The organism is Serratia sp. CY43202 (assembly GCF_052168755.1).
Classification (GTDB): Bacteria; Pseudomonadota; Gammaproteobacteria; order Enterobacterales; family Enterobacteriaceae; genus Serratia; species Serratia bockelmannii.
This window is the reverse complement of record NZ_JBJNMB010000004.1, coordinates 368,149-388,649: the sequence shown is the minus strand read 5'-3', so window position 1 is coordinate 388,649 and position 20,501 is coordinate 368,149. Positions and strand designations below refer to the sequence as shown.

18 protein-coding genes, 2 tRNA genes and 2 other RNA genes are annotated in these 20,501 nt (G+C 60.6%); 10 read left to right on the top strand and 12 right to left on the bottom strand.

From position 1 onward, the window contains the following. Positions 1 to 13 precede the first annotated feature (13 nt). Together pip and ACJ8J5_RS11085 are read right to left on the bottom strand one after the other, a co-directional pair. Positions 14 to 967: a prolyl aminopeptidase gene (pip, locus tag ACJ8J5_RS11090; RefSeq protein ID WP_141997776.1), complete on the bottom strand. Its 954-nt coding sequence runs from the start codon at positions 965 to 967 to the stop codon at positions 14 to 16. 156 nt (positions 968 to 1,123) lie between these two features. Next, positions 1,124 to 1,519, bottom strand: a complete 396-nt coding sequence (locus ACJ8J5_RS11085) for a RidA family protein (RefSeq protein ID WP_025302446.1) — start codon at positions 1,517 to 1,519, stop codon at positions 1,124 to 1,126. 148 nt (positions 1,520 to 1,667) lie between these two features. On the opposite strand from ACJ8J5_RS11085, the gene ACJ8J5_RS11080 reads away from it, so the two are divergent. Next, positions 1,668 to 2,564 (top strand): LysR family transcriptional regulator, encoded by an 897-nt coding sequence (locus tag ACJ8J5_RS11080; RefSeq protein ID WP_043141627.1) that lies wholly within the window; start codon positions 1,668 to 1,670, stop codon positions 2,562 to 2,564. A 4-nt stretch (positions 2,565 to 2,568) separates the two neighbouring features. Here ACJ8J5_RS11080 and dksA read toward each other — a convergent pair whose 3' ends face one another. Beyond that, a complete protein-coding gene (dksA, locus tag ACJ8J5_RS11075) occupies positions 2,569 to 2,994 on the bottom strand; it encodes an RNA polymerase-binding protein DksA (protein WP_414104618.1) in 426 nt (141 codons plus the stop codon). 369 nt (positions 2,995 to 3,363) lie between these two features. Here dksA and ACJ8J5_RS11070 point away from each other — a divergent pair, with 369 nt between their 5' ends. Continuing rightward, positions 3,364 to 4,110: a carbon-nitrogen hydrolase family protein gene (locus ACJ8J5_RS11070; protein WP_060432880.1), complete on the top strand. Its 747-nt coding sequence runs from the start codon at positions 3,364 to 3,366 to the stop codon at positions 4,108 to 4,110. Between the two features lie 26 nt (positions 4,111 to 4,136). Beyond that, entirely contained in the window at positions 4,137 to 4,805 is a 669-nt protein-coding gene (gene exoX / locus ACJ8J5_RS11065; protein WP_060433866.1) for an exodeoxyribonuclease X, read from the top strand. Between the two features lie 35 nt (positions 4,806 to 4,840). Here exoX and ACJ8J5_RS11060 read toward each other — a convergent pair whose 3' ends face one another. The 6 genes from ACJ8J5_RS11060 to ACJ8J5_RS11035 all read right to left on the bottom strand — a co-directional run bounded on the left by ACJ8J5_RS11060 (position 4,841) and on the right by ACJ8J5_RS11035 (position 11,737). Then, on the bottom strand, positions 4,841 to 6,874 hold the full coding sequence (locus ACJ8J5_RS11060) for a S9 family peptidase (RefSeq protein ID WP_060432879.1): 2,034 nt from the start codon (positions 6,872 to 6,874) through the stop codon (positions 4,841 to 4,843). Positions 6,875 to 6,942: 68 nt separating this feature from the next. Continuing rightward, on the bottom strand, positions 6,943 to 7,596 hold the full coding sequence (locus tag ACJ8J5_RS11055; protein ID WP_025302440.1) for a tellurite resistance TerB family protein: 654 nt from the start codon (positions 7,594 to 7,596) through the stop codon (positions 6,943 to 6,945). 157 nt (positions 7,597 to 7,753) lie between these two features. Then, positions 7,754 to 8,332: a TorD/DmsD family molecular chaperone gene (locus ACJ8J5_RS11050; RefSeq protein WP_060432878.1), complete on the bottom strand. Its 579-nt coding sequence runs from the start codon at positions 8,330 to 8,332 to the stop codon at positions 7,754 to 7,756. A gap of 42 nt (positions 8,333 to 8,374) precedes the next feature. Continuing rightward, positions 8,375 to 9,112 (bottom strand): phosphatase, encoded by a 738-nt coding sequence (locus ACJ8J5_RS11045; protein WP_414104617.1) that lies wholly within the window; start codon positions 9,110 to 9,112, stop codon positions 8,375 to 8,377. A 90-nt stretch (positions 9,113 to 9,202) separates the two neighbouring features. Beyond that, positions 9,203 to 10,144 (bottom strand): glyoxylate/hydroxypyruvate reductase GhrA, encoded by a 942-nt coding sequence (ghrA, locus tag ACJ8J5_RS11040; protein WP_043141640.1) that lies wholly within the window; start codon positions 10,142 to 10,144, stop codon positions 9,203 to 9,205. 126 nt (positions 10,145 to 10,270) lie between these two features. Beyond that, positions 10,271 to 11,737: a peptide MFS transporter gene (locus ACJ8J5_RS11035; protein WP_414104648.1), complete on the bottom strand. Its 1,467-nt coding sequence runs from the start codon at positions 11,735 to 11,737 to the stop codon at positions 10,271 to 10,273. A gap of 447 nt (positions 11,738 to 12,184) precedes the next feature. On the opposite strand from ACJ8J5_RS11035, the gene ACJ8J5_RS11030 reads away from it, so the two are divergent. From ACJ8J5_RS11030 to ACJ8J5_RS11010, 5 genes are all read left to right on the top strand, one after another. Beyond that, a tRNA-Ser gene (locus tag ACJ8J5_RS11030) sits at positions 12,185 to 12,274 on the top strand. A 473-nt stretch (positions 12,275 to 12,747) separates the two neighbouring features. After that, positions 12,748 to 12,837 (top strand) — tRNA-Ser (locus tag ACJ8J5_RS11025). Positions 12,838 to 12,884: 47 nt separating this feature from the next. Further along, a non-coding RNA gene (locus tag ACJ8J5_RS11020) (RtT sRNA) lies at positions 12,885 to 13,004 on the top strand. A gap of 46 nt (positions 13,005 to 13,050) precedes the next feature. After that, a non-coding RNA gene (locus tag ACJ8J5_RS11015) (RtT sRNA) lies at positions 13,051 to 13,171 on the top strand. Positions 13,172 to 13,317: 146 nt separating this feature from the next. Continuing rightward, the gene (locus tag ACJ8J5_RS11010) at positions 13,318 to 14,013 is read left to right on the top strand and encodes a hypothetical protein (RefSeq protein ID WP_414104616.1); all 696 of its coding nucleotides are present in this window, start codon (positions 13,318 to 13,320) and stop codon (positions 14,011 to 14,013) included. Between the two features lie 70 nt (positions 14,014 to 14,083). Here ACJ8J5_RS11010 and ACJ8J5_RS11005 read toward each other — a convergent pair whose 3' ends face one another. Next, positions 14,084 to 14,440 (bottom strand): helix-turn-helix domain-containing protein, encoded by a 357-nt coding sequence (locus ACJ8J5_RS11005; protein ID WP_025302436.1) that lies wholly within the window; start codon positions 14,438 to 14,440, stop codon positions 14,084 to 14,086. Between the two features lie 299 nt (positions 14,441 to 14,739). Between ACJ8J5_RS11005 and sdeA the strand changes: the two genes are divergently transcribed. Both sdeA and sdeB read left to right on the top strand, forming a co-directional pair. Beyond that, positions 14,740 to 15,927 (top strand): multidrug efflux RND transporter periplasmic adaptor subunit SdeA, encoded by a 1,188-nt coding sequence (sdeA, locus tag ACJ8J5_RS11000; protein ID WP_043141656.1) that lies wholly within the window; start codon positions 14,740 to 14,742, stop codon positions 15,925 to 15,927. A gap of 24 nt (positions 15,928 to 15,951) precedes the next feature. Beyond that, positions 15,952 to 19,095 (top strand): multidrug efflux RND transporter permease subunit SdeB, encoded by a 3,144-nt coding sequence (sdeB, locus tag ACJ8J5_RS10995; RefSeq protein WP_025302434.1) that lies wholly within the window; start codon positions 15,952 to 15,954, stop codon positions 19,093 to 19,095. 65 nt (positions 19,096 to 19,160) lie between these two features. Here the strand turns inward: sdeB and ACJ8J5_RS10990 are convergent, their stop codons facing one another. Together ACJ8J5_RS10990 and ACJ8J5_RS10985 are read right to left on the bottom strand one after the other, a co-directional pair. Beyond that, positions 19,161 to 19,640 (bottom strand): RrF2 family transcriptional regulator, encoded by a 480-nt coding sequence (locus ACJ8J5_RS10990; RefSeq protein ID WP_025302433.1) that lies wholly within the window; start codon positions 19,638 to 19,640, stop codon positions 19,161 to 19,163. 265 nt (positions 19,641 to 19,905) lie between these two features. Next, positions 19,906 to 20,442, bottom strand: a complete 537-nt coding sequence (locus ACJ8J5_RS10985; protein ID WP_185742304.1) for a glycine zipper 2TM domain-containing protein — start codon at positions 20,440 to 20,442, stop codon at positions 19,906 to 19,908. Positions 20,443 to 20,501: the final 59 nt, after the last annotated feature.

Here is a 20,501-nt window from a genome sequence, read left to right as displayed (position 1 = left end):
GCGGGTTTTTGCGTCACTTGCCGGCGAACCGGTCGGTGGCTATCATCAGCTGGTGCAAAATACCCGGCTCATCATACGAATGCCCCGCCCCTTCCACGATATGCAGCTCCGCCTCCGGCCAGGCCTTGGCCAGATCCCAGGCGTTCTGCACCTGGCAGGCCATGTCATAGCGGCCGTGGACAATCACCGCCGGAATATGGCGGATCAGCGGCACGTTACGCAGCAGCTGGTCGTCGCTCTCCAGGAAGCCCAGATGCGTGAAGTAGTGGTTTTCAATACGGGCGAACGCCAGCGCGAAATCATCCTCGCCAAACGAAGCAGATTCACGGCTCGGCAACAGCGTGACCGTCTCCCCTTCCCACACGCTCCACAGCTTGGCCGCTTCAAGCTGCACCTGCGGATCGGCCGAGGTCAGCCGCTGCCGGTAGGCGGCGATCACGTCTTTACGTTCTTCATCCGACAGAATGGACAGCACGCGCTCCCATTTGTCCGGGAAGAAGCGCGAAGCGCCGTCCTGGTAATACCAATGCAGCTCCTGCTTGCGCAGGGTGAAGATGCCGCGCAGCACCATTTCACTGACGTGCTCCGGGTGGGTCTGTGCATAGGCGAGCGCCAGCGTAGACCCCCAGGAGCCGCCGAACACCAGCCACTGCTCGACGCCGGCCATTTCGCGCAACCGCTCGATATCGGCCACCAAGTGCCAGGTGGTATTGTTGTCCAGGCTGGCGTGCGGGCGGGAACGGCCGCAACCGCGCTGATCGAACAGCAGCACCTTGTAGCGTTCGGGATCGAACAGTTGACGATGATGCGGGGAGATACCGCCACCCGGTCCACCGTGAATGAAGACCGCCGGTTTACCGTTCGGGTTACCGCTCAGCTCCCAGTAGATCCGGTGGCCATCCCCAGTGTCCAGCCAACCGCTGTCGTATGCCGCTAACGGCGGGTACAAACCTCGTAATTGTTCCATGGCGCTTTCCGTCTCTCTGTGAGTCATGCTTTCATCAAAGCGGAAGCCGCCCGGCAGGTCAACGGTAAAACCCGAAAACTCGAACGCGCGCCGAGAACTCGGCGCGCGTTTGCTCAAAATCACATCGACCTGCCTGCAAAACGCCCACAGGCCCGATCAGTTAAGGTGCGCGATCGCACTGATCTCCACCAATTGCTCGGGCGAAGCCAGCCCGGTGACGCCGATCAGCGAACCGGCGGGCCGGTGATCGCCGACATAGCGCTTGAACAACGCAACGCACGGTTCAAAGTGCGCCAGTACATCGGTCAGGTAGATCTCCACATACGCCAGGTTCGAACGTTCGGCACCGAATCCCGCCAATACCCGATCCAGATTGTCCAACGTCTGTTGGGTTTGCCGTTCGATATCGCCCGCGCCGATAAACTCCCCCTGCATATCATGGGAAAACTGCCCCGAGATGTAGAGGGTATCCTTGACGCGATAGCCTTGGGACACGCCATTCTCCTCTTCCCAAATGACCCCGTGGTGGTAGTGCGTGATGCCATTTTTCATGCTGTTTCTCCAACCGTTTATCGTTTCCATGACGACTATAATCGTTTGATTGGCGAATGGATGTCGTCACTGAAACGACGTTGACGATGCATTTAATATATTGAATATGTTGAATTTATTGTCTTTTCACCGGTTCTCAGAGGGCAGCATGCTACGGGCGAATCTCAATGACATTCAGGTTTTCATGGCCGTCGTCGACGCCGGCAGTTTTGTCGCCGGCGGACAGACGATGGGGCTATCGCGTTCGGCGGCGGGCAAGGCCATCGCGCGTCTGGAGCAGCGGCTGAGCGTGCGGCTGTTGCATCGCACCACGCGTTCGCTTGGCCTGACCGACGAGGGACGAGAGTTTTATCGACGTGGCCTGCAGATCCTCGCTTCGGTCGACGATGCCGAGGCCAGCGTGGCCGGCGACAAGGGCACCGCACGCGGAGTGCTGCGGTTGACCGCCCCTTCCGCCTTCGGCAGACGGATCCTGTTACCGCTGGTGCCGAAATTTCTCGTCGCCTGGCCTGAGGTGCAGGTGGAGATCAGTTTTTCCGATCGCCTGGCGGATGTCGTGGAAGAAGGATTTGATTTGGCAGTACGGATCGGCGTCACGGCGCCGGATACCCGGTTGGTATCCAGAACCCTCGCCAGGTATCGCGCCCTGCTGTGCGCCTCCCCCGCCTACCTCGCCGCCCGTGGCGAACCGCATACCGTCGAGTCGCTCGCCGGGCACGAGGCTCTGCTGTTCAGCAGCCGCAACCAAAAACAGCCCTGGCGGCTGCGTGACGAGCGCGGCGAATGGGTCAAGGCCCCAGTTCGCGGCCGCCTGCGGCTGGACAGCGGAGAAGCGCTGCACGATGCGGCCTTGGCCGGGTTGGGCATCGCGTATCTGCCGGAGTTTATGATTGCGGAGGATTTGGCCGCCGGTCGTCTGCAGCAGGTGCTGCGCGCCGTGGAGGGTGAAGAAGTCAGGATTGTGGCGCTCTATCCGAATAAGCGCCTGCTGGAACCCCGCGTCAGGCGCTTTCTCGATCTCTTGGTGGATACGCTCGGCGGCTGAAACCTTACCCGCCTTTACGCATATGCGGCTCGCGCATCTCCTGCGCGGTTTTCGCCTCGATGCTCAGTTCCGCCGTCGGGCGCAACATCAGGCGTGCCAAGCCGATGGGTTCGCCGGTTTCCCGGCAGTAGCCGTATTCGCCGTTCTGCAACCGCACCAGCGCCGCATCGATTTTCGGCAGCAGGCGGCTTTCGCGATCCAACTGGCGGAACAACAGGCGCAGCTCTTCTTCGCGCGCCGCCTTGTCGGCTTCATCGCCCGTCGCTTCGCCGCTGTCGATCGCCTTCTTCAGCTCATCGATGTGCAGCAGCAGTTTTTGCCGCTCATCCTGCAGCAGCTGGCGGAAAAAAGCCCGTTGAACCGAGTTCATGTAATCAGAATCCGGCATGGCCAGCAGTTGCTGCGCATCCGGTAATGTCATCACTGTCATTGCGTTCTCCGAACCCTAAAAGTGTAATATTATAACATAATAATTATTTTAAGCACCCGGTCATCCAAAAACAAAATTTCACGTGCAAACAGCCAGTTACACACTACTGGCACTTTGTCGCTTGCATCCTGTCGGCTTTAGGCGGTTAATGGCTGAGCAAGCCACCCAATCATAGGTAACGAGAGGCCATCATGAGTAAGGGAATGGATAGCAAAAAGAATGCGAAGAAGAAGCCGTTGAAAACCCCAGCCGAGAAACGTGCGGAGAAACGCGCCAAAAAAGCGCATCCGTCTGGTGAGTAAGCGTCCTTCCATCCGTCATTAAACCCGCCAAGGCGGGTTTTTTATTGCCTCACAGGAGAGATGGCCGATGTCCTGCCTCACCCTTGCCGCCGCCCAATACCCCGCCGCTGCGGCCGATATCACCTGCAACCTTGAACGTCACCTTGAATTTATCGCGCGGGCAGCAGATCAGCAGGTGCAACTGTTGGTGTTTCCCGAACTGTCGCTGAGCGGCTATGAATTAGCCAATGCTGCCGAACTGGCGCTGACGCTGGACGATCCGCGTCTGCAACCGCTCAGTGCGGCGGCGCAATCGCGGCAGATGACGATCATCGTCGGCGCGCCCTTGCGCAGCGGCCAGGCGCTGCATATCGCCGCCTTGATCTTTCACCCCAACGGCGCGGTGGCCGCCTATACCAAGCAACATCTGCACGGCGCGGAACAACAACGGTTCTTGCCCGGTAATGGCGGCACGCTGCTGGAAATACATCGGCAACGCATCGCACTGGCTATCTGCGCCGACACCTCGCAACCCGGCCACGCAAGCGCCGCCGCGCTGGCGGGTGCGCAGATTTATGCCGCCGGCGTGCTGGTATCTGAAGCCGGTTACGCGAAAGACAGCGCCACGCTGGCAGGCTATGCCCGGCGTTATGGCATGGTCACGCTGATGGCCAACCATGCGGCGCCGACCGGTGGCTGGATCCCGGCAGGCCGCAGCGCCATCTGGGATAAAACGGGAGCGCTTCTGGTTGCCGCGCCGGATGACGCCCCTGGTCTTATCATCGCCGACAAGACCCGCGACGGTTGGCACGGCCGCCTGTGCCGGTTAAGCTGAAGCCTGACGGCAACGCGGAGGAAAACATGACGTTACGCGTAATAGATACCGAGACCTGCGGGCTGGACGGCGGCGTGGTGGAAGTGGCCTCCCTCGATCTGCTCGACGGCCAATTGACCAACCCGATGAGCGATCTGGTCAGCCCAGATCGCCCCATCAGCCTCGACGCGATGGCGATTCATCACATCACCGAACAGATGGTGGAAGGCAAACCGCGCATTGCGATGGCGATCGGCCGCTATCAGGGCAGCCCCTACTATGTGGCGCACAACGCCGCCTTTGATCGCGGGGTGTTGCCGGAGATGAACGGCGCCTGGATCTGCACCCTCAAGCTGGCGCGCACGCTGTATCCGGACATCAAGTACGGCAACCAGTATCTGCGCTACGCGCTGAATCTGGACGTGCAGCTGCCGGCAGACGCCACGCTGTACCCGCACCGCGCGCTATATGACTGCTACGTCACCGCCGCGCTGCTGCAACGCATCATCAAGGATTCGGGCTGGACGCCGGAGCAAATGGTGCAGATCACCGAACAGCCGGTGCTGCTGAAGAAGTTCAAGTTCGGCAAGTATCGCGGGCAGGAGATTGATCGCATCGCCCAGGAAGATCCTGGCTATCTGCGCTGGATGCTGAAATCCATCGACGATCTGAGCCCGGACATGAAGCACACGCTGAAATACTATCTGATCGGCTAACACGGCGGGCGGCGCAGGCCGCCCGCCGAATGCCGTTACTCCGCCAGCGCCAGAATGAAGGCGTACTCCAGTGCAATATCCTCATAGGCCTTGAAACGGCCGGATTTTCCGCCGTGGCCGGCATCCATGTCGGTATACAGCAGTAGCTGCCGATCGTCGGTTTTCAGCTCGCGCAGCTTGGCCACCCACTTGGCCGGCTCCCAATACTGCACCTGCGAATCGTGCAGGCCAGTGGTCACCAGCAGATGCGGGTATGCCTGCGCTTTCACCTGATCGTACGGGCTGTACTGTTTGATGTAGTCGTAATAGGCCTGCTCGTTCGGGTTGCCCCACTCGTCGTATTCGCCGGTGGTCAGTGGGATGGACTCATCCAGCATGGTGGTCACCACATCGACGAACGGCACCTGCGCCACCACGCCGTGGAACAACTGCGGCGCCTGGTTGATCACCGCGCCCATCAGCAGACCGCCGGCGCTGCCGCCCATCGCGAACACCCGCTTACCGTCGCCGTACCCCTGTGCGATCAGCGTTTCGGTCACGTCGATAAAATCGTTGAAGGTGTTCTGCTTGTTGAACAGTTTACCGTCTTCATACCACAGCTGCCCCAGCTCACCGCCGCCGCGAATGTGCGCCAGCGCGAACACGACACCGCGATCCAGCAGGCTCAGGCGGCTGGCGCTGAACGCTGGATCCATACTGCTGCCGTAAGATCCGTAGCCATACACCATCAGCGGGTTGGTGCCGCGCTGGAAGCTGTCCTGGCGATACACCAGCGAGACCGGCACTTCGACGCCGTCGCGCGCCTTCACCCACACCCGCTCGCTGCGGTAGTTTTCTGGCGTGAAGTTCTTCACTTCCTGCTGTTTGAGCATCGTCCGCTCGCCGCTGTCCATGTTCAGCTCGTACAGCGTGGTCGGGGTGGTCATCGACGAATAGCCGTAGCGCAGCAGCGCGGTCTCCGGATCCGGGTTATACGCCAGCCAGGTGGTGTAAGTCGGATCGTCGAAGGCGATGCGCTTCTCTTCGCCGCTTTGCCAATGGATCTGGCGTAGCAGCGTCAGGCCGGCATTGCGCTCTTCGACCACCAACCAATCACGGAACAGGCTGAAGCCCTCCAGCATCACGTCGGCGCGCGGGGCGATCAGCGTCTGCCACTGCGCTTCGTCCGCCTGCTCGCTCTGGTACAGGCCAAAGTTCTTGCCGTCCTTGTTGGAGCGGATATAGAAATGCTGGTGATAGTGATCGATGGCGTACTCGTGATCCTTGCGGCGCGGCACGAACAGCTGCGGCTTGGCATCCGCACGATCGGCGTCCAACAGCAGGATCTCCGAGGTGGTGGTGCTGCTCAGGTGGATCAGGATAAAGCGCTCGGAGGTGGTCTTCTCCAGCCCGACGTAAAAGGTATCGTCCCGCTCTTCGTAAATCAGCTCGTCCTGCTGCGGATCGCTGCCCACCACGTGGCGATAGACCTGATACGGCAGCAGCGTCTTGGCGTGCTTGCGCACGTAGTAGACCGTCGAGGAGTCGTTGGCCCACTCGAAGCTGCCGGAGGTGTTTTCCAGCACTTCGTCCGCCCAGCTGCCGTCGGCCAGGCTCTTGAAGCGAATGTCATACTGGCGGCGCGATAGGAAATCCTCCGCTACCCCCAGCCGCTGGTTGTCGGGGCTGACGTCCAGCCCGCCCAGGGTATAAAACTCGTGGTTCTCGGCGCGCTGGTTGCCGTCGATAAGCACCTCCCAGTGCTCGCTTTCGGCCTGCGGCTGGCGCACGGAAATCGCGTATTCGTTGCCCGGCTCGTAGCGCGTCTGATAGCGATAGCCATGGCGCACGTAAGGCACCGAATGTTCCTGCTGCGGAATGCGCGCCACCATCTCTTCGTACAGGGTTTCGCGCAGCGCCTGCTGCGGCTTCAGCATCGCATCGGTGTAGGCGTTCTCCGCCTGCAGGTAGTCCAGCACCTGGCGGTCTGCGCGCTCGTCGTCGCGCAGCCAGTAATAGTCATCCACGCGCGTATCGCCGTGGATAGTGATGGGATAAGGACGTTTTTCCGCTTTCGGTGGGGTCATCATTGCTAAATCATCCGCTTACATAGATTACGGCAAGAGTGACACGATTCCCCCCGGCTTGCCAAGCGGCGCTACGCCAGCTCGCGCTTTTTCTCGTTGACGTCGCTCTCGATGCCCTGCTTGACGTCCGCCGGGATCTTCAGCGCCTGCGCCAACGCATCGAGGTAGCCGCGCTCCATAAAGTGATCGACGTCGATCACCAGACAACTCAGATAGTAAACCTCCAGCGCCTCGTCTTCGTTTTGCACGCTGCGGGCGATCAATTCCGGGTTGAGCGGCTGATCGAGCGCTTCCTGTACCCAACCCTGCGCCTCTTCCCCCACCTGCAACTGCGCCAGGCTGTGATCGATGGCGCGCTGCTCGTCGGCATCGATATGGCCGTCGCTCTTGGCGGCAAACACCAGCGCCTGCACCAGGCGTTTGGCGCGCAGATCCACCGGCGTGGTTTGCAAACCGAACTGCGGTTCGTCCTGATGGGTCTCTTTCACCCGCTGTTTGTACTTGTTCCACAGCACTGCGCCCACCGCCGCACTGCCGCCGATAATCAGCGCATTCTTGCCAAACTTGCCCACCAGCTTGCGCGAGGACTTGTTGGCCAACAGCACGCCGACCAGGCCGCCCAGCGCCGTGGGCGCCAGCAGCTTGCCAATGCCTTCCGCCCCGCCCATAGCGCCGGCCTTCTGCCCGATCAACGTTTGAATCTGCTGCATCCAGTTACTTTTCATCATCTACCCCTTGCGTGAAAAAACGCGGCGCGTAGGCGCGGCCGAACCGACGGTAAACCGCCAGATTAGGGGATCTTTTGTCAATTTACGTCTGGGGGATGCAAACCTGTGTTTAGCGGATCGGCGGGCCGGGCGGCCCGCCGGGATGGCTGCGGCGTTACGCGTCTTCGTCGCCCGCTTCGTCGTCCTGCTCGTACTCCGCCAGCTCGTCGCGCATCGCCTGGATGGCGTCGCGGGTCATCAGCGCCAGCGTGCGGTAGAAACCGGTGGTGGCGTGCGCTTCCACTTTGCCGAGGAAGCGGCCGCACCACGGCAACAGGAACTCGTCGAACAGGGCGATCTGCGCCTGCGCTTCATCTTCCTGCGACTGATCTTCCAGCCAGGACGCCGCCAGCAGCAGCTGGCCGAAATGGTCAGCCGGCGCCTCCGCCAACGGCATGCCGCGCTGCTGCAGGAAAGTGCGCACTTCCGCTTCGTTCGCGCCTTCGACGTAGTCGGAGCGGAACGGCGACACGCTGCACTCGCTGCCGACGAACATCGCGTTGAAGTCGGTCGCCAGTTGGTTGACGTCACAGCCCTGCTGCAAACGCTTCAGCAGGTCATCCTGCTCCAGCGGCCAGTGCTGCTGCAGCTTGCCCTCTTTAATCAGCGCGAACAGCGGCACCAACAGCGGATCCTGCGGCTGGCGGTAGAACAGCGTACCCAGCACGCGGCAGACAATGGAAAACTCATTCATGATAAAGCCTTATTCAATACGGAAAATTTTGCCGGGACGATGTCACAAATCGGCCAATTCCGCAATCGCCAGCTTGCCGCGCCGTTCGAGAAAATCCAGCAGCCGGCGCGGGCTGACGTTGAGAATGCGCTCCTGCGGGAAGCCCACCTCGTCGATGATGCGCTCGCAGTGCTCAAAGTTACCCAGCGAAAAGGCAACGTGCGAATCCGAACCCAGCGCCAACCAACCGCCGGCATCGCGCACGGCGGCGGCGATCGCCCGGCAGTTGGCCTCGCTGCCCTTGCGGGAGTGGGTGAACGACGAGTTATTCAGCTCCAGCGCCACCTCGTATTTGGCCGCCGCCGCCGCGACGGCGGGAATGTCGATCGGATAACGTGGGTTGCCGGGGTGGCTGATGATATGCACGTCCCCCTGCGCCATCGCGGCGATCATCGCTTCAGTATTGGACGCTTTATCCTGCGGCGCAAACACCGGCTCGTGGAAACCGGCGATGATCACGTCGGTGGCGGTCAACATCGGGCCGGTGCAGTCGATGTCGCCCTGTAGGTTTTTGATGTTGGCTTCGATACCGCGCAAGATGCCCACGCCGTTCACCCGGCGCGGCCAGACGTGCATGTTCATAAAGTGCCAGTAGTGCGGCGCATCGGCCATGTCCGGGCCGTGATCGGTGATGGCGAACAGCTTGATGCCCTTCTGCTGGGCTTCGGCGATGTAATCGTGCAGCGTGCTGTAAGCGTGGGTGCTGGCGACGGTGTGCATGTGCAAATCAACGGGGTACATTGTTTCTCCTTCCAGAGGGCCCGCCCGCAAAGGTACGGGCAGGCGCGATGACGATAACAGCTTATCAGTTACCGAACGGCGGCTGAAGGATCAGTAACCCCGCTGCCTGTCGACCACGCCGGCCGGGGTGTGCCCCGCCTCCAGCGCGCGGATGTTGGCGGCGATCTGATCCATCGCCTGCTGCGGCAACGTGATGGCAGCAATATGCGGGGTTATGGTGACACGCGGATGACGCCAGAACGGGTGATCCTGCGGCAGCGGCTCGCGGGTGAACACGTCCAGCGTGGCGGCGGCCAGCTGCCCCTGCTCGAGCGCCGCCAGCAGATCGGCCTCCACCAGGTGTGCGCCGCGCGCGATGTTGATGAGATAGGCGCCCGTGCTCAACTGCGCGAACAGCTCGCGGTTGAGGATGCCGACGGTCTCCGGCGTATTGGGCAGCAGGTTGATCAGCAGTTTGACGCCGTCGAGGAAGGCCGCGCGCTGCGCCTCCCCGGCGAAACTTTGCACGCCGTCGATCTGTTTGGCGCTGCGGCTCCAGCAGCGCACGCGAAAGCCAAACTCGGTCAGCTTGCGCGCCACGCTCTGCCCCAGCACGCCGGCGCCGAGGATGCCGATGGTGAAATCATCCAGCGAGTGAGGATCGAGCGGCTGCCACTCCTGCCGCTGCTGCAGCGCCTGATACTCGTCGAAACGGCGGAAATAGCGCAGCACATAGCTCAGCGCATATTCCTGCATCTGCTGCGCCATGCCGGTATCCTCCAGCCGCAGCAGCGGTACGCCGGCGGGCAGCGTGCCGGGGTGCTTTCGCTCCTGATCGAGGATCGCGTCAACGCCAGCGCCGAGGGCGAACACCGCTTTCAGATCGCGGCGGTTGGCCAGCATCTCGTGCGGCGGGCGCCACACCAGCGCGTAATCGGCCGGCCGCTCGTCGCCACGCTGCCACTCGCGGATCTCGGCCTGCGGCAGGCGTTGTTTGATGCCGGCCAGCCATTCCTGGGCGTTAAACAAGGGGTGGTAATAAATGATGTTCATACTGCGGGCTCCCGTTTGTTTTTATTGGTTTTCCTCCAGCCTTCCGCGATTCGCCGCCGGATGCAAGCGTTAAAGCCCAAAATAAAAACAGCCCCGACCAGTGGGGCTGTTGTGCATGTTAGCGAATCAGGCGGCGGACGGGCCATCGCGCCGGATAAGGCGCCGCAGCAGCGGAATTAAAATCAGCATTGCCACGCCGACGCCCGTCGCCCCCCAGCCCAGCGCGCTGAAGATTTCGCTGTAGCCGGGGGTGGTTTGCAGCGGCGTGCTGCCACTGTTTTCCGGCATCAGGCCGGAGACGTAGCCCGCCAGCACCGAGGCGACGCCGGTCACCATCATCCAGCAGCCCATCATCACGCCCTGATAGCGCGGCGGCGCCAGCTTGCCGATCATGGCGTAACCGATCGGCGAGATCATCAATTCACCGACGCTTTGCAGCACATAGCTGATAACGATCCATTTGAATGCCACCAGCCCGTCGCCGCCCGCCATGCTGATACCCAGTGGCAGCACCAGCATGCCCAAGCCGATGCAGAACAGCGATCCGGAGAACTGCAGCGGAATGTCGATGTTGCAACCGCGAGCGCGCAGGCGATTGAACCACCAGGCCAGCAGCGGGCCGCCCACCACGATCACCAGCGTGTTGATGTTCTGGATCCACTGCGGCGCCACCTGAATGCCGTAAACGTTCAGGTTGATGTTGTGCTCGGAGAACAGCATCAGCCCCATCGGTGCCAGCTGGTACAGCGCCCAAAACACCAGCGAGCCCAGCGCCAGGATCAGATAGGCCGCCATTCTGCGGCGCTCATCGCGCGGATGGTGGCGCAGGGTCACCACGCACAGCATCAGGAAGATCAGCGCGCCGAGCACGATCACGAAGTGGCCGCTGAACTCGGCATGGGTCAGCATCACGCGGATAATCGGCACCAGCGCCACCAGCACCGCCAGCCCGACCAGCATGCGCCAGCGGTATTGGCTGCGGCTGGCGTCGTGCAGCGGGGTATTGAGATCCGCCAGAATGCGCCAGCGGCAGACGGCGACGATGATCGCCGCCGCGTTGCCCAGCGTGGCGAACAGGAACAGCGCGCGGTAGTTTTCCGTCAGTTGGAAATACCCGGCGACGGTAAAGCCGACGAAGAACCCGAGGTTCATACCGGCGTAGTTCCACAGAAACGCCGATTCACGCCGATCATCGTCCGGCTTGAAGCGCTGGGTGAGCATCATATTGATGCAGGTGACGTTGAGACCGCTGCCGGTCAGGAACATCGCCAGCCCCCAGTACAACCCCCACACGCCCGCGACGGCAATCAGCGCGCAGCCGATCACCTGTAGCACCATGCCGAGCACGAACAGATTGCGGTTACTGAGGAATCGGCCGCCGAGGTAACCGCCGAACATGTGTAGGCCATAGTTGAAGGCGCCGAACACGCCCATCATGGCGTTGGCGCTGCTTTCGTTGAAGCCCAGCCGCTTGGTGGCGTACAGCACCAGCGTGGAGTAAAGCACGGCGAAGCCCAGCGTAGCGAAGATCTGGATGAAGAACAGCGCCCCCGCACCAGGGGGAATGGCATGGCGCGCTTGCGGCGCCGGCATGGCATCTGAAGGAGTCAAAACGAACCTCTACTGCATTATTATGTAATGAGTCTGTCCCTGTCTGCGATATCGCCGGCCTGTCACCCGGCAATCTGCGCGGCGTTGTGATGTTCCTTGCCAAAAACGCCGCGCCGACACAATTCCATTTAGCGACACATCTGACTAATAATCCAGTATTAATGCATATAACAGCAGACAACCTAACGTCAGTGGCGATATATTGAGCTACCTGTACAGAAAAAGGTCAAGCAATCGTCTTTTATGGATTCCGACTGCGGTCTACTCTGCCCACGTGTGGCCACGAGTGGGAATATCGTTCGGTAAATCAGCAAATTGCTGCAAGTTTGGCTAAACAGTCATGAGAATGAAATAAGAGGGTTGACGCTGAGATCAGATTCTCCTACATTAGCGCCCGTCGACAGCGCAAAGCGTTATCGACAACAAAACGGTGAGGTGTCTGAGTGGCTGAAGGAGCACGCCTGGAAAGTGTGTATACGCGAAAGTGTATCGAGGGTTCGAACCCCTCTCTCACCGCCAAATTTAAAAAAAAAGCCTGGATTCGCGTCCAGGCTTTTTTTTGCATGGTGCACCGCCGAGAGGGGCGAGAAGCCTCGACAGGGTTCGACAAAACGCCTGCGTTTTGGACCGCCAACGGCGGCCCGCAGGGTGAGCGCAGCGAATCAAGCCCTCTCTCACCGCCAAATTTAAAGAGAAAGCCTGGATTCGCGTCCAGGCTTTTTTTTTGCATGGCGCACCGCCGAGAGGGGTGTGCACAGCGCATCTCCCCACCCTCTGTGACCGTGATTCCCATTTCCGCCGGTTATCCACGAGCCTTACTTCTGATTTTCTCACCCTTTCATGGCTTCTGCCCTACCGTTCGCCGCAGTTTTCAGCAAAGTGCACACGGCTTGAGCGGACGAACAAAAACACAGAAATTATTCTTGACCGGATCGGCCCCACTCCCTATAGTAGCGCCCCGTTGCAGCGATGATTTCGCAACAAAAAAATATGGTGAGGTGTCCGAGTGGCTGAAGGAGCACGCCTGGAAAGTGTGTATACGCGAAAGTGTATCGAGGGTTCGAATCCCTCCCTCACCGCCATATTCTAACGAGAAAGCCTGAGCGAAAGTTCAGGCTTTTTTGTTTGCATAGCGCACCGACCGGGAGGGTGAGAACCCTCGACAGGGTTCGACAAAACGCCCGCGTTTTGGACCGCCAACGGCGGCCCGCAGGGTGAGCGCAGCGAATCAATCCCTCCCTCACCGCCATATTCTACAAAAAAGCCTGAACTCGCGTTCAGGCTTTTTTGTTTGCATAGCGCACCAGCCGGGAGGGTGAGAACCCTCGACAGGGTTCGACAAAACGCCCGCGTTTTGGACCGCCAACGGCGGCCCGCAGGGTGAGCACCAGCGAATCAATCCCTCCCTCACCGCCATATTCTAACGAGAAAGCCTGAGCGAAAGTTCAGGCTTTTTTGTATGCATAGCGCACCGGCCAGAGAGCGCCCCCTCGACAACGGCATAAGCTGTCGACCATAATGCCCTCATAAAGGTAGGCCAATGCGTAATGCAAGGGAGAAACGTGGCGCGTAAGAAGAAAGGCAATGCCCCGCAGCCAAAGACAGGCCCCGTTAAAGAAAAATCGAATAACCGTTTGGCGAAAGTATCGGCATTTTTGGTAGGCTCAGGGATTCTCATGGCAATATTGGGCGCCTCCTATCAGTACTTCGCCGGCAGCGTTTCATTAGCTTTCGTTCAACCTGTCGGAAGAGCCTATGAGTTCCAACTGACGAATGACACGCCTTCGGATCGTACCGTAGCCTCCTTTCGCATCATTCCCCCCGACGTCCAGCAAGTGATCTACAAAGTCACCGAGGATGTCTATGCCACCCGCGACGAAAAAGGGCAGATCACCTTGCCGGGCGGTAACCAGAGTTATGTTCCCGCCGCAGAATTTAAAGAGCTTGATGGCCAGCGCTTATCCGCGAACTCCTCATTCAAGTTTCGCGTGCCGCCGCTTTCCAATCGCACCTGGATGGCGCCGGAGGCAGCCATCGTCGACATTCGCTATGAAATCGACTCGTCAAACCCTGTGCTTGCCGCTATTGAAAGCGTATTAAACGTCCTGGGTCTCCACACCCGCCAGCACACCGTTCGCTACCTGGTCATTGAGAACTACTGGACGCCTTCACGTTCAAACTCTCTCAACGAGGCGATTCGTATATTCTGCCGCGACAGCGACACGGTGGCAAAGTCAGGCAGTTGCGACAACTTTTGAATCCCCCACAGGTAAAGACAAAAAAGCCCGAACGCAAATTCAGGCTTTTTTATCCCCACTGCCCAACCGATCAGTGGTGCGTGCATCTCACCGACGTTGGCTGCGCCAACGCACGGCGCCAGTCGCCCGGCGTTTGGCCAAACTGGCGTTTGAAGCTGCGGTTGAATGACTGCTGTGAGTCGAAGCCGAGTGAGATCGCCACGCTGACGATCGGTTCGCCGCTGTTGGCCAAACGCTCCGCCGACACCTTCAATTTTTGCATACGGATATACTCCCCCAACGCGTAGCCGGTCTGGCGCTTGAACATGCGCTGCAGATGCCATTTGGAGTAGCCCGCGCGGTCCGCTACGGTGTTGATATCCAGTTTTTCTTCCAGATTGTTGTCGATCCACGTCTTCAAATCGGTAATGAAACCCGTCGTGTTCATGCTGATGCTCCCATCATTCGGCAGGGTCCCCCTCTGCCCGATGCACATACGTTGCAACAGTTTCGCTTTAAATGCAATTTTTATTATTGCATTTACCAGAAAGCCGCCTCTATACTCCACCCAATTAATGTAACCGATATTGATACATTAATGTGACACCAATATGTTTCAAAACCTAACGTTGGGCCATAACAAGGCACAACGCCCCTTCAGCCGAACGCAGGCATACATGAAGGGAAAGCCCGGAAAACAGGGCTGGGTATGGGGCCAGACAGCGCTTACTTATCGGAATAAAAATAATGGCAAATCAACCAAACTCATCGTTCAACGCCGGCGGCCGCACGCGCGCCTTCGCTCTGGGCCAGCGGCTCTCCGGGGTGGCGCTGCTGGCCGCCCTGCTCGCCGGGTGTGACAACAGCGTCGCGCACAACGCCCCGCCACCGCCGCCGGTGGTCAGCGCCGCCAGCGTGGTGGTCAAACCGATCAGCCAGTGGGATGCGTTCAATGGCCGGGTCGAAGCAGTGCAAAGCGTACAGCTGCGCCCGCGAGTTTCCGGCTACATCGAGCGGGTCAACTACACCGAAGGCGACGAGGTGAAGAAAGGCCAGGTGCTGTTCACCATTGACGATCGCACCTACCGCGCCGCGCGCGAACAGGCGCAGGCCGAGCTGGTGCGAGCGCGCAATCAGGCAACCCTGGCGCGCAGCGAATCTTCGCGCACCGAGAAGCTGATCGGCACCCAGGCCATCTCGCAAGAGGTGTGGGAACAGCGTCGTTCGTCCGCCGCACAGGCGCAAAGCAACGTGCTGGCGGCGCAGGCTCAGCTCGATATGGCGCAGCTTAATCTCGACTTTACTCGCGTCACCGCGCCGATCGATGGACGCGCCAGCCGCGCGATGATCACCGCCGGCAACCTGGTCACCGCTGGCGACAGCGCCAGCGTGCTGACGACGCTGGTGTCGCTCGATAAGGTTTACGTCTATTTCGACGTGGATGAAGCCACCTTCCTGCGCTATCAGCAGCAGGGCCGGCACGATGCCCGCCTGCCGGTGAAAGTTGGCCTGGTGGGTGAAGACGGCACCCCGCATCAGGGGCTGGTGGATTTCACCGATAACCAACTGAACGCCGGTACCGGCACCATCCGTATGCGCGCCCTGCTCGACAACCGCGATCGTCGCTTCACGCCGGGGCTGTTCGCCCGCGTGCAGATGCCCGGCAGCGCCGAGTTCAACGCCATGCTGATCGACGATAAAGCGGTGATGACCGACCAAAACCGCAAGTTCGTTTACATCGTCGATAAAGACGGTAAGGCACAGCGCCGCGACATCGACGTGGGCCGCATGGCCGAAGGATTGCGCATCGTGCAGAAAGGGTTGGCAAACGGCGATCGGGTGATCGTCGACGGCATGCAGAAAGTGTTTATGCCGGGCATGCCGGTCGACGCGAAAAGCGTCGCGATGACCACCACCGCTTCCGCACTTAACTAAGCTCCCAGCCGAGACTTCTGACCCATGGACTTTTCCCGTTTTTTCATCGACCGACCGATCTTTGCCGCGGTGCTGTCGATACTGATTTTTGTCGCCGGGGCGATCGCCATCCCGCTGCTGCCGATCAGCGAATACCCGGACGTGGTGCCGCCCAGCGTGCAGGTGCGCGCAGAATACCCGGGCGCCAACCCGAAAGAGATCGCTGAAACGGTGGCCACGCCGCTGGAAGAAGCGATCAACGGCGTCGAAAACATGATGTACATGAAATCGGTCGCCGGCTCCGACGGCGTGCTGGTGACCACCGTCACCTTCCGCCCCGGCACCGATCCCGATCAGGCGCAGGTGCAGGTGCAAAACCGCGTGGCGCAGGCCGAAGCGCGCCTGCCGGAAGACGTACGCCGCCAGGGCATCACCACTCAGAAACAGTCTCCGGCGCTGACGCTGGTGGTGCATCTGGTCTCGCCTTCCGGCAAGTACGATTCGCTCTACCTGCGCAACTACGCCACCCTGAAGGTCAAGGACGAGCTGGCCCGTCTGCCGGGCGTCGGCCAGGTGCAGATCTTCGGCGCCGGTGAATACGCGATGCGCATCTGGCTCGATCCGAACAAGGTTGCCGCGCGCGGGCTGACCGCCTCCGACGTGGTGAGCGCCATGCAGGAGCAGAACGTGCAGGTCTCCGCCGGCCAGCTGGGCGCGGAACCGATGCCGACGCGCAGCGACTATCTGCTGTCTATCAACGCCCAGGGCCGCCTGCAAACCGAAGAAGAGTTCGGCAACATCATCCTCAAAAGCGGCGACAACGGCGAGATTGTGCGGCTGCGCGACGTGGCGCGCATCGAAATGGGTTCCGGCAGCTACGCGCTGCGCGCCCAGCTCAATAACAAGGATGCGGTTGGTATCGGCATCTTCCAGTCGCCGGGCGCCAACGCCATCGAGCTGTCGGACGCGGTGCGCGGCAAGATGGCCGAGCTGGCAACCCGCTTCCCGGACGGCATGAGCTGGAAAGCGCCGTACGATCCGACGGTGTTCGTGCGCGATTCGATCCGCGCGGTGGTGGATACCCTGCTGGAAGCGGTGATCCTGGTGGTGCTGGTGGTCATTCTGTTCCTGCAGACCTGGCGCGCGTCGATCATTCCGCTGTTGGCGGTGCCGATCTCCGTGGTCGGCACCTTCGCCGCACTGTATCTGCTCGGCTTCTCGCTCAACACCCTCAGCCTGTTCGGGCTGGTGCTGGCGATCGGTATTGTGGTGGATGACGCCATCGTGGTGGTGGAGAACGTCGAGCGCAATATCGAAGAGGGGCTGTCGCCGCTGGCGGCGGCGCACCAAGCGATGCGCGAGGTCTCCGGCCCGATCATCGCCATCGCCGTGGTGCTGTGCGCGGTGTTCGTACCGATGGCGTTCCTTTCCGGCGTCACCGGCCAGTTCTACAAGCAGTTCGCCGTCACCATCGCCATCTCGACGGTGATCTCCGCCATCAACTCGCTGACCCTGTCGCCGGCGCTGGCGGCGCGCTTGCTGAAACCGCACGGCGCGCCGAAAGATATGCCGTCGCGCCTGATCGACCGGCTGTTCGGCTGGCTGTTCCGGCCGTTCAACCGCTTCTTCGCCAGCGGTTCGCAGCGTTACCAGCACGGGGTGTCCCGCGTGCTGGGCCGACGCGGCGCGGTGTTCGTCGTTTACCTGCTGCTGCTGGCCGCCGCCGGGGTGATGTTTAAGACCGTGCCCGGCGGCTTTATCCCGACGCAGGACAAGCTGTATCTGATTGGCGGCGTGAAGATGCCGGAAGGCGCCTCGCTGGAGCGCACCGATGCGGTGATCCGCAAGATGAGCGCCATCGGTATGAGCGTGGACGGCGTCACCGATGCGGTGGCCTTCCCCGGCCTGAACGCGCTGCAGTTCACCAATACGCCGAATACCGGCACGGTATTCTTCGCGCTGGAGTCATTGAGCACCCGTACTCGCACCGCGGCGCAGATCAACGCCGAGATCAACGCGCGCATTTCGCAGATCCAGGAAGGTTTCGCCTTCTCGATCATGCCGCCGCCGATCCTCGGCATCGGCCAGGGTTCCGGCTATTCGCTGTACGTGCAGGATCGCGGCGGGCTGGGTTACGGCGCGCTGCAGACCGCGATCAACACGATGTCCGGCGCCATTATGCAAACGCCAGGCATGGGGTTCCCGATCTCCTCGTATCAGGCCAACGTGCCGCAGCTGGACGCCAAAATCGATCGCGACAAGGCCAAGGCCCAGGGGGTGCCGCTCAATGCGCTGTTCAGCACGCTGCAGACCTACCTCGGTTCGTCTTACATCAACGACTTTAACCGTTACGGCCGCACCTGGAAGGTGATGGCGCAGGCCGACGGCCAGTTCCGCGACAGCGTGGAAGACATCGCCAACCTGCGTACCCGCAACGACAAAGGCGAAATGGTGCCGATCGGCAGCATGGTCAGCATCGGCACCACCTACGGCCCGGATCCGGTGATCCGTTATAACGGCTTCCCGGCGGCGGACCTGATCGGCGATGCTGACCCGCGCGTGCTCTCCTCTACCCAGGCGATGGGTGCGCTGACGCAGATGGCCGATAAGCTGTTGCCGAACGGCATGAACATTCAGTGGACCGATCTGAGCTATCAGCAATCGACCCAGGGCAACGCCGCGCTGGTGGTGTTCCCGGTAGCGGTGCTGCTGGCGTTCCTCGCGCTGGCGGCGCTGTATGAAAGCTGGACGCTGCCGCTGGCGGTGATCCTGATCGTGCCGATGACCATGCTGTCGGCGCTGTTCGGCGTATGGTTGACCGGCGGCGACAACAACGTGTTCGTGCAGGTCGGGTTGGTCGTTCTGATGGGGCTGGCCTGTAAGAACGCCATTCTTATCGTCGAGTTCGCCCGCGAGCTGGAAATGCAGGGCAAAGGCATCGTCGAAGCGGCGTTGGAAGCCTGCCGCCTGCGGTTGCGCCCGATCGTGATGACCTCCATCGCCTTCATCGCCGGCACCATCCCGCTGATCCTCGGCCACGGCGCCGGCGCCGAAGTGCGCGGCGTCACCGGCATCACGGTGTTCTCCGGCATGCTGGGGGTCACGCTGTTCGGGCTGTTCCTGACGCCGGTGTTCTACGTCACCCTGCGCCGCCTGGTGGCACGCAAGGCACAGCCGCAGAAAGCGTAATCATCGTCTTAACATGCAAAAAGGTCGGGCATTGCCCGACCTTTTTTTATGCATGCGAACCGCGATTATTTATCGGCGGTTTCAGCCTCTTGCGCAGCGGCGTACTCCGCACAGGCGCGCTTGTCGCCCCGCTCCAGTTCGGCCAGCGAATCGGCCACGGTGTGGCGCGCCAGCACCGCAAGCGAAGCCTGTTCGGCCTCGTTCACCACCGATTTGAAATACCAGCAGGCGTTGGCGCTCACCAGGCAACGGGCCGGCACTTCAGGGCGTGAGGCCCAGATGCGCTTGTCGTCGATCACCGCCAGATAGATATCGCGCAGAGTAATCTCTTCCGCCGGGCGGCCAAGGTGGATAGAGCCGTTTCGGCCCAGGGTGGAAACGATGATGCCGTCTTTGGTCAGCGGGACCATCAGTTTGCGGATAAAGCTGGGGTTGGCTTCCAGAGCGGCGGCGAGGGTGGCGCTTGTCGAACGCATGCCCTGCTTCTCAGCTACGGCGACGCTAAGGACCATTTGCAACGCTGTCGGAAAGCGAAAATCTAACATGTCGTTATCTCTGCGAGACGAAATACTCGGGTTTGGCCGGTGTGGCGATTGGCGCCGAACACACCGCTTAATTGCACAATAATATAACAAACGCGGGGGCTTTTTTGAAGTTTTGCCCAGTGATATCGCACGCAGACATTAGAACGATCGCAGAATTCTCCGGCGGACAAAAAACAGAAACCCGCGTCAATGTTAACGCCGCTCGCTTAACCGGGTTAAACGATCAGAACTAACACTGCCCGCGGGCTTAATTCGAATGTGGCGATCAGGCTCTGTTCAGCACCAGTTGGCCGTTTTTATCCAACGGGATTTGCGTACCCGGATCGTGATCCATGCGGATCTTGCCCTGCTGATTGCCGATCTTGTAGGTCACGTCATAACCCAGCATTTTCTGAGACTTGTCATAGACCGTTTTGCAACGCTGCTGAACGCTGGTGCTGACGTCGTTGTTCTGCATCGCCCCTTGCACCTGGTTGCCGGCATAGCCGCCGCCCAGCGCGCCGACTACGGTCGCCACGTCGCGCCCACGACCGCCGCCGAACTGGTGGCCGATCACACCGCCCGCCACTGCGCCCAGCACAGAACCGGCGATACGGTTTTCATCCTGCACCGGTGCACGGTGCGTCACGGTGACGTTGCGGCATTCCTGACGCGGCGTTTTGACGGTTTCTTTAATCGGCGTTGCGGCGAGCACCTGCGCGTACTGCGGACCGGCAGAAAAGACGTCCAGGCTGGCTACCGCGGCAATCCCCAGAGCGGCAGCGATACCAATCCCAACACCGGCTAACATTGACTTGTTCACAGGAAACCTCCTGAAAGTGTTACCACGCATTTTGTCCGGGGTCTGTGACCGGCTGCACC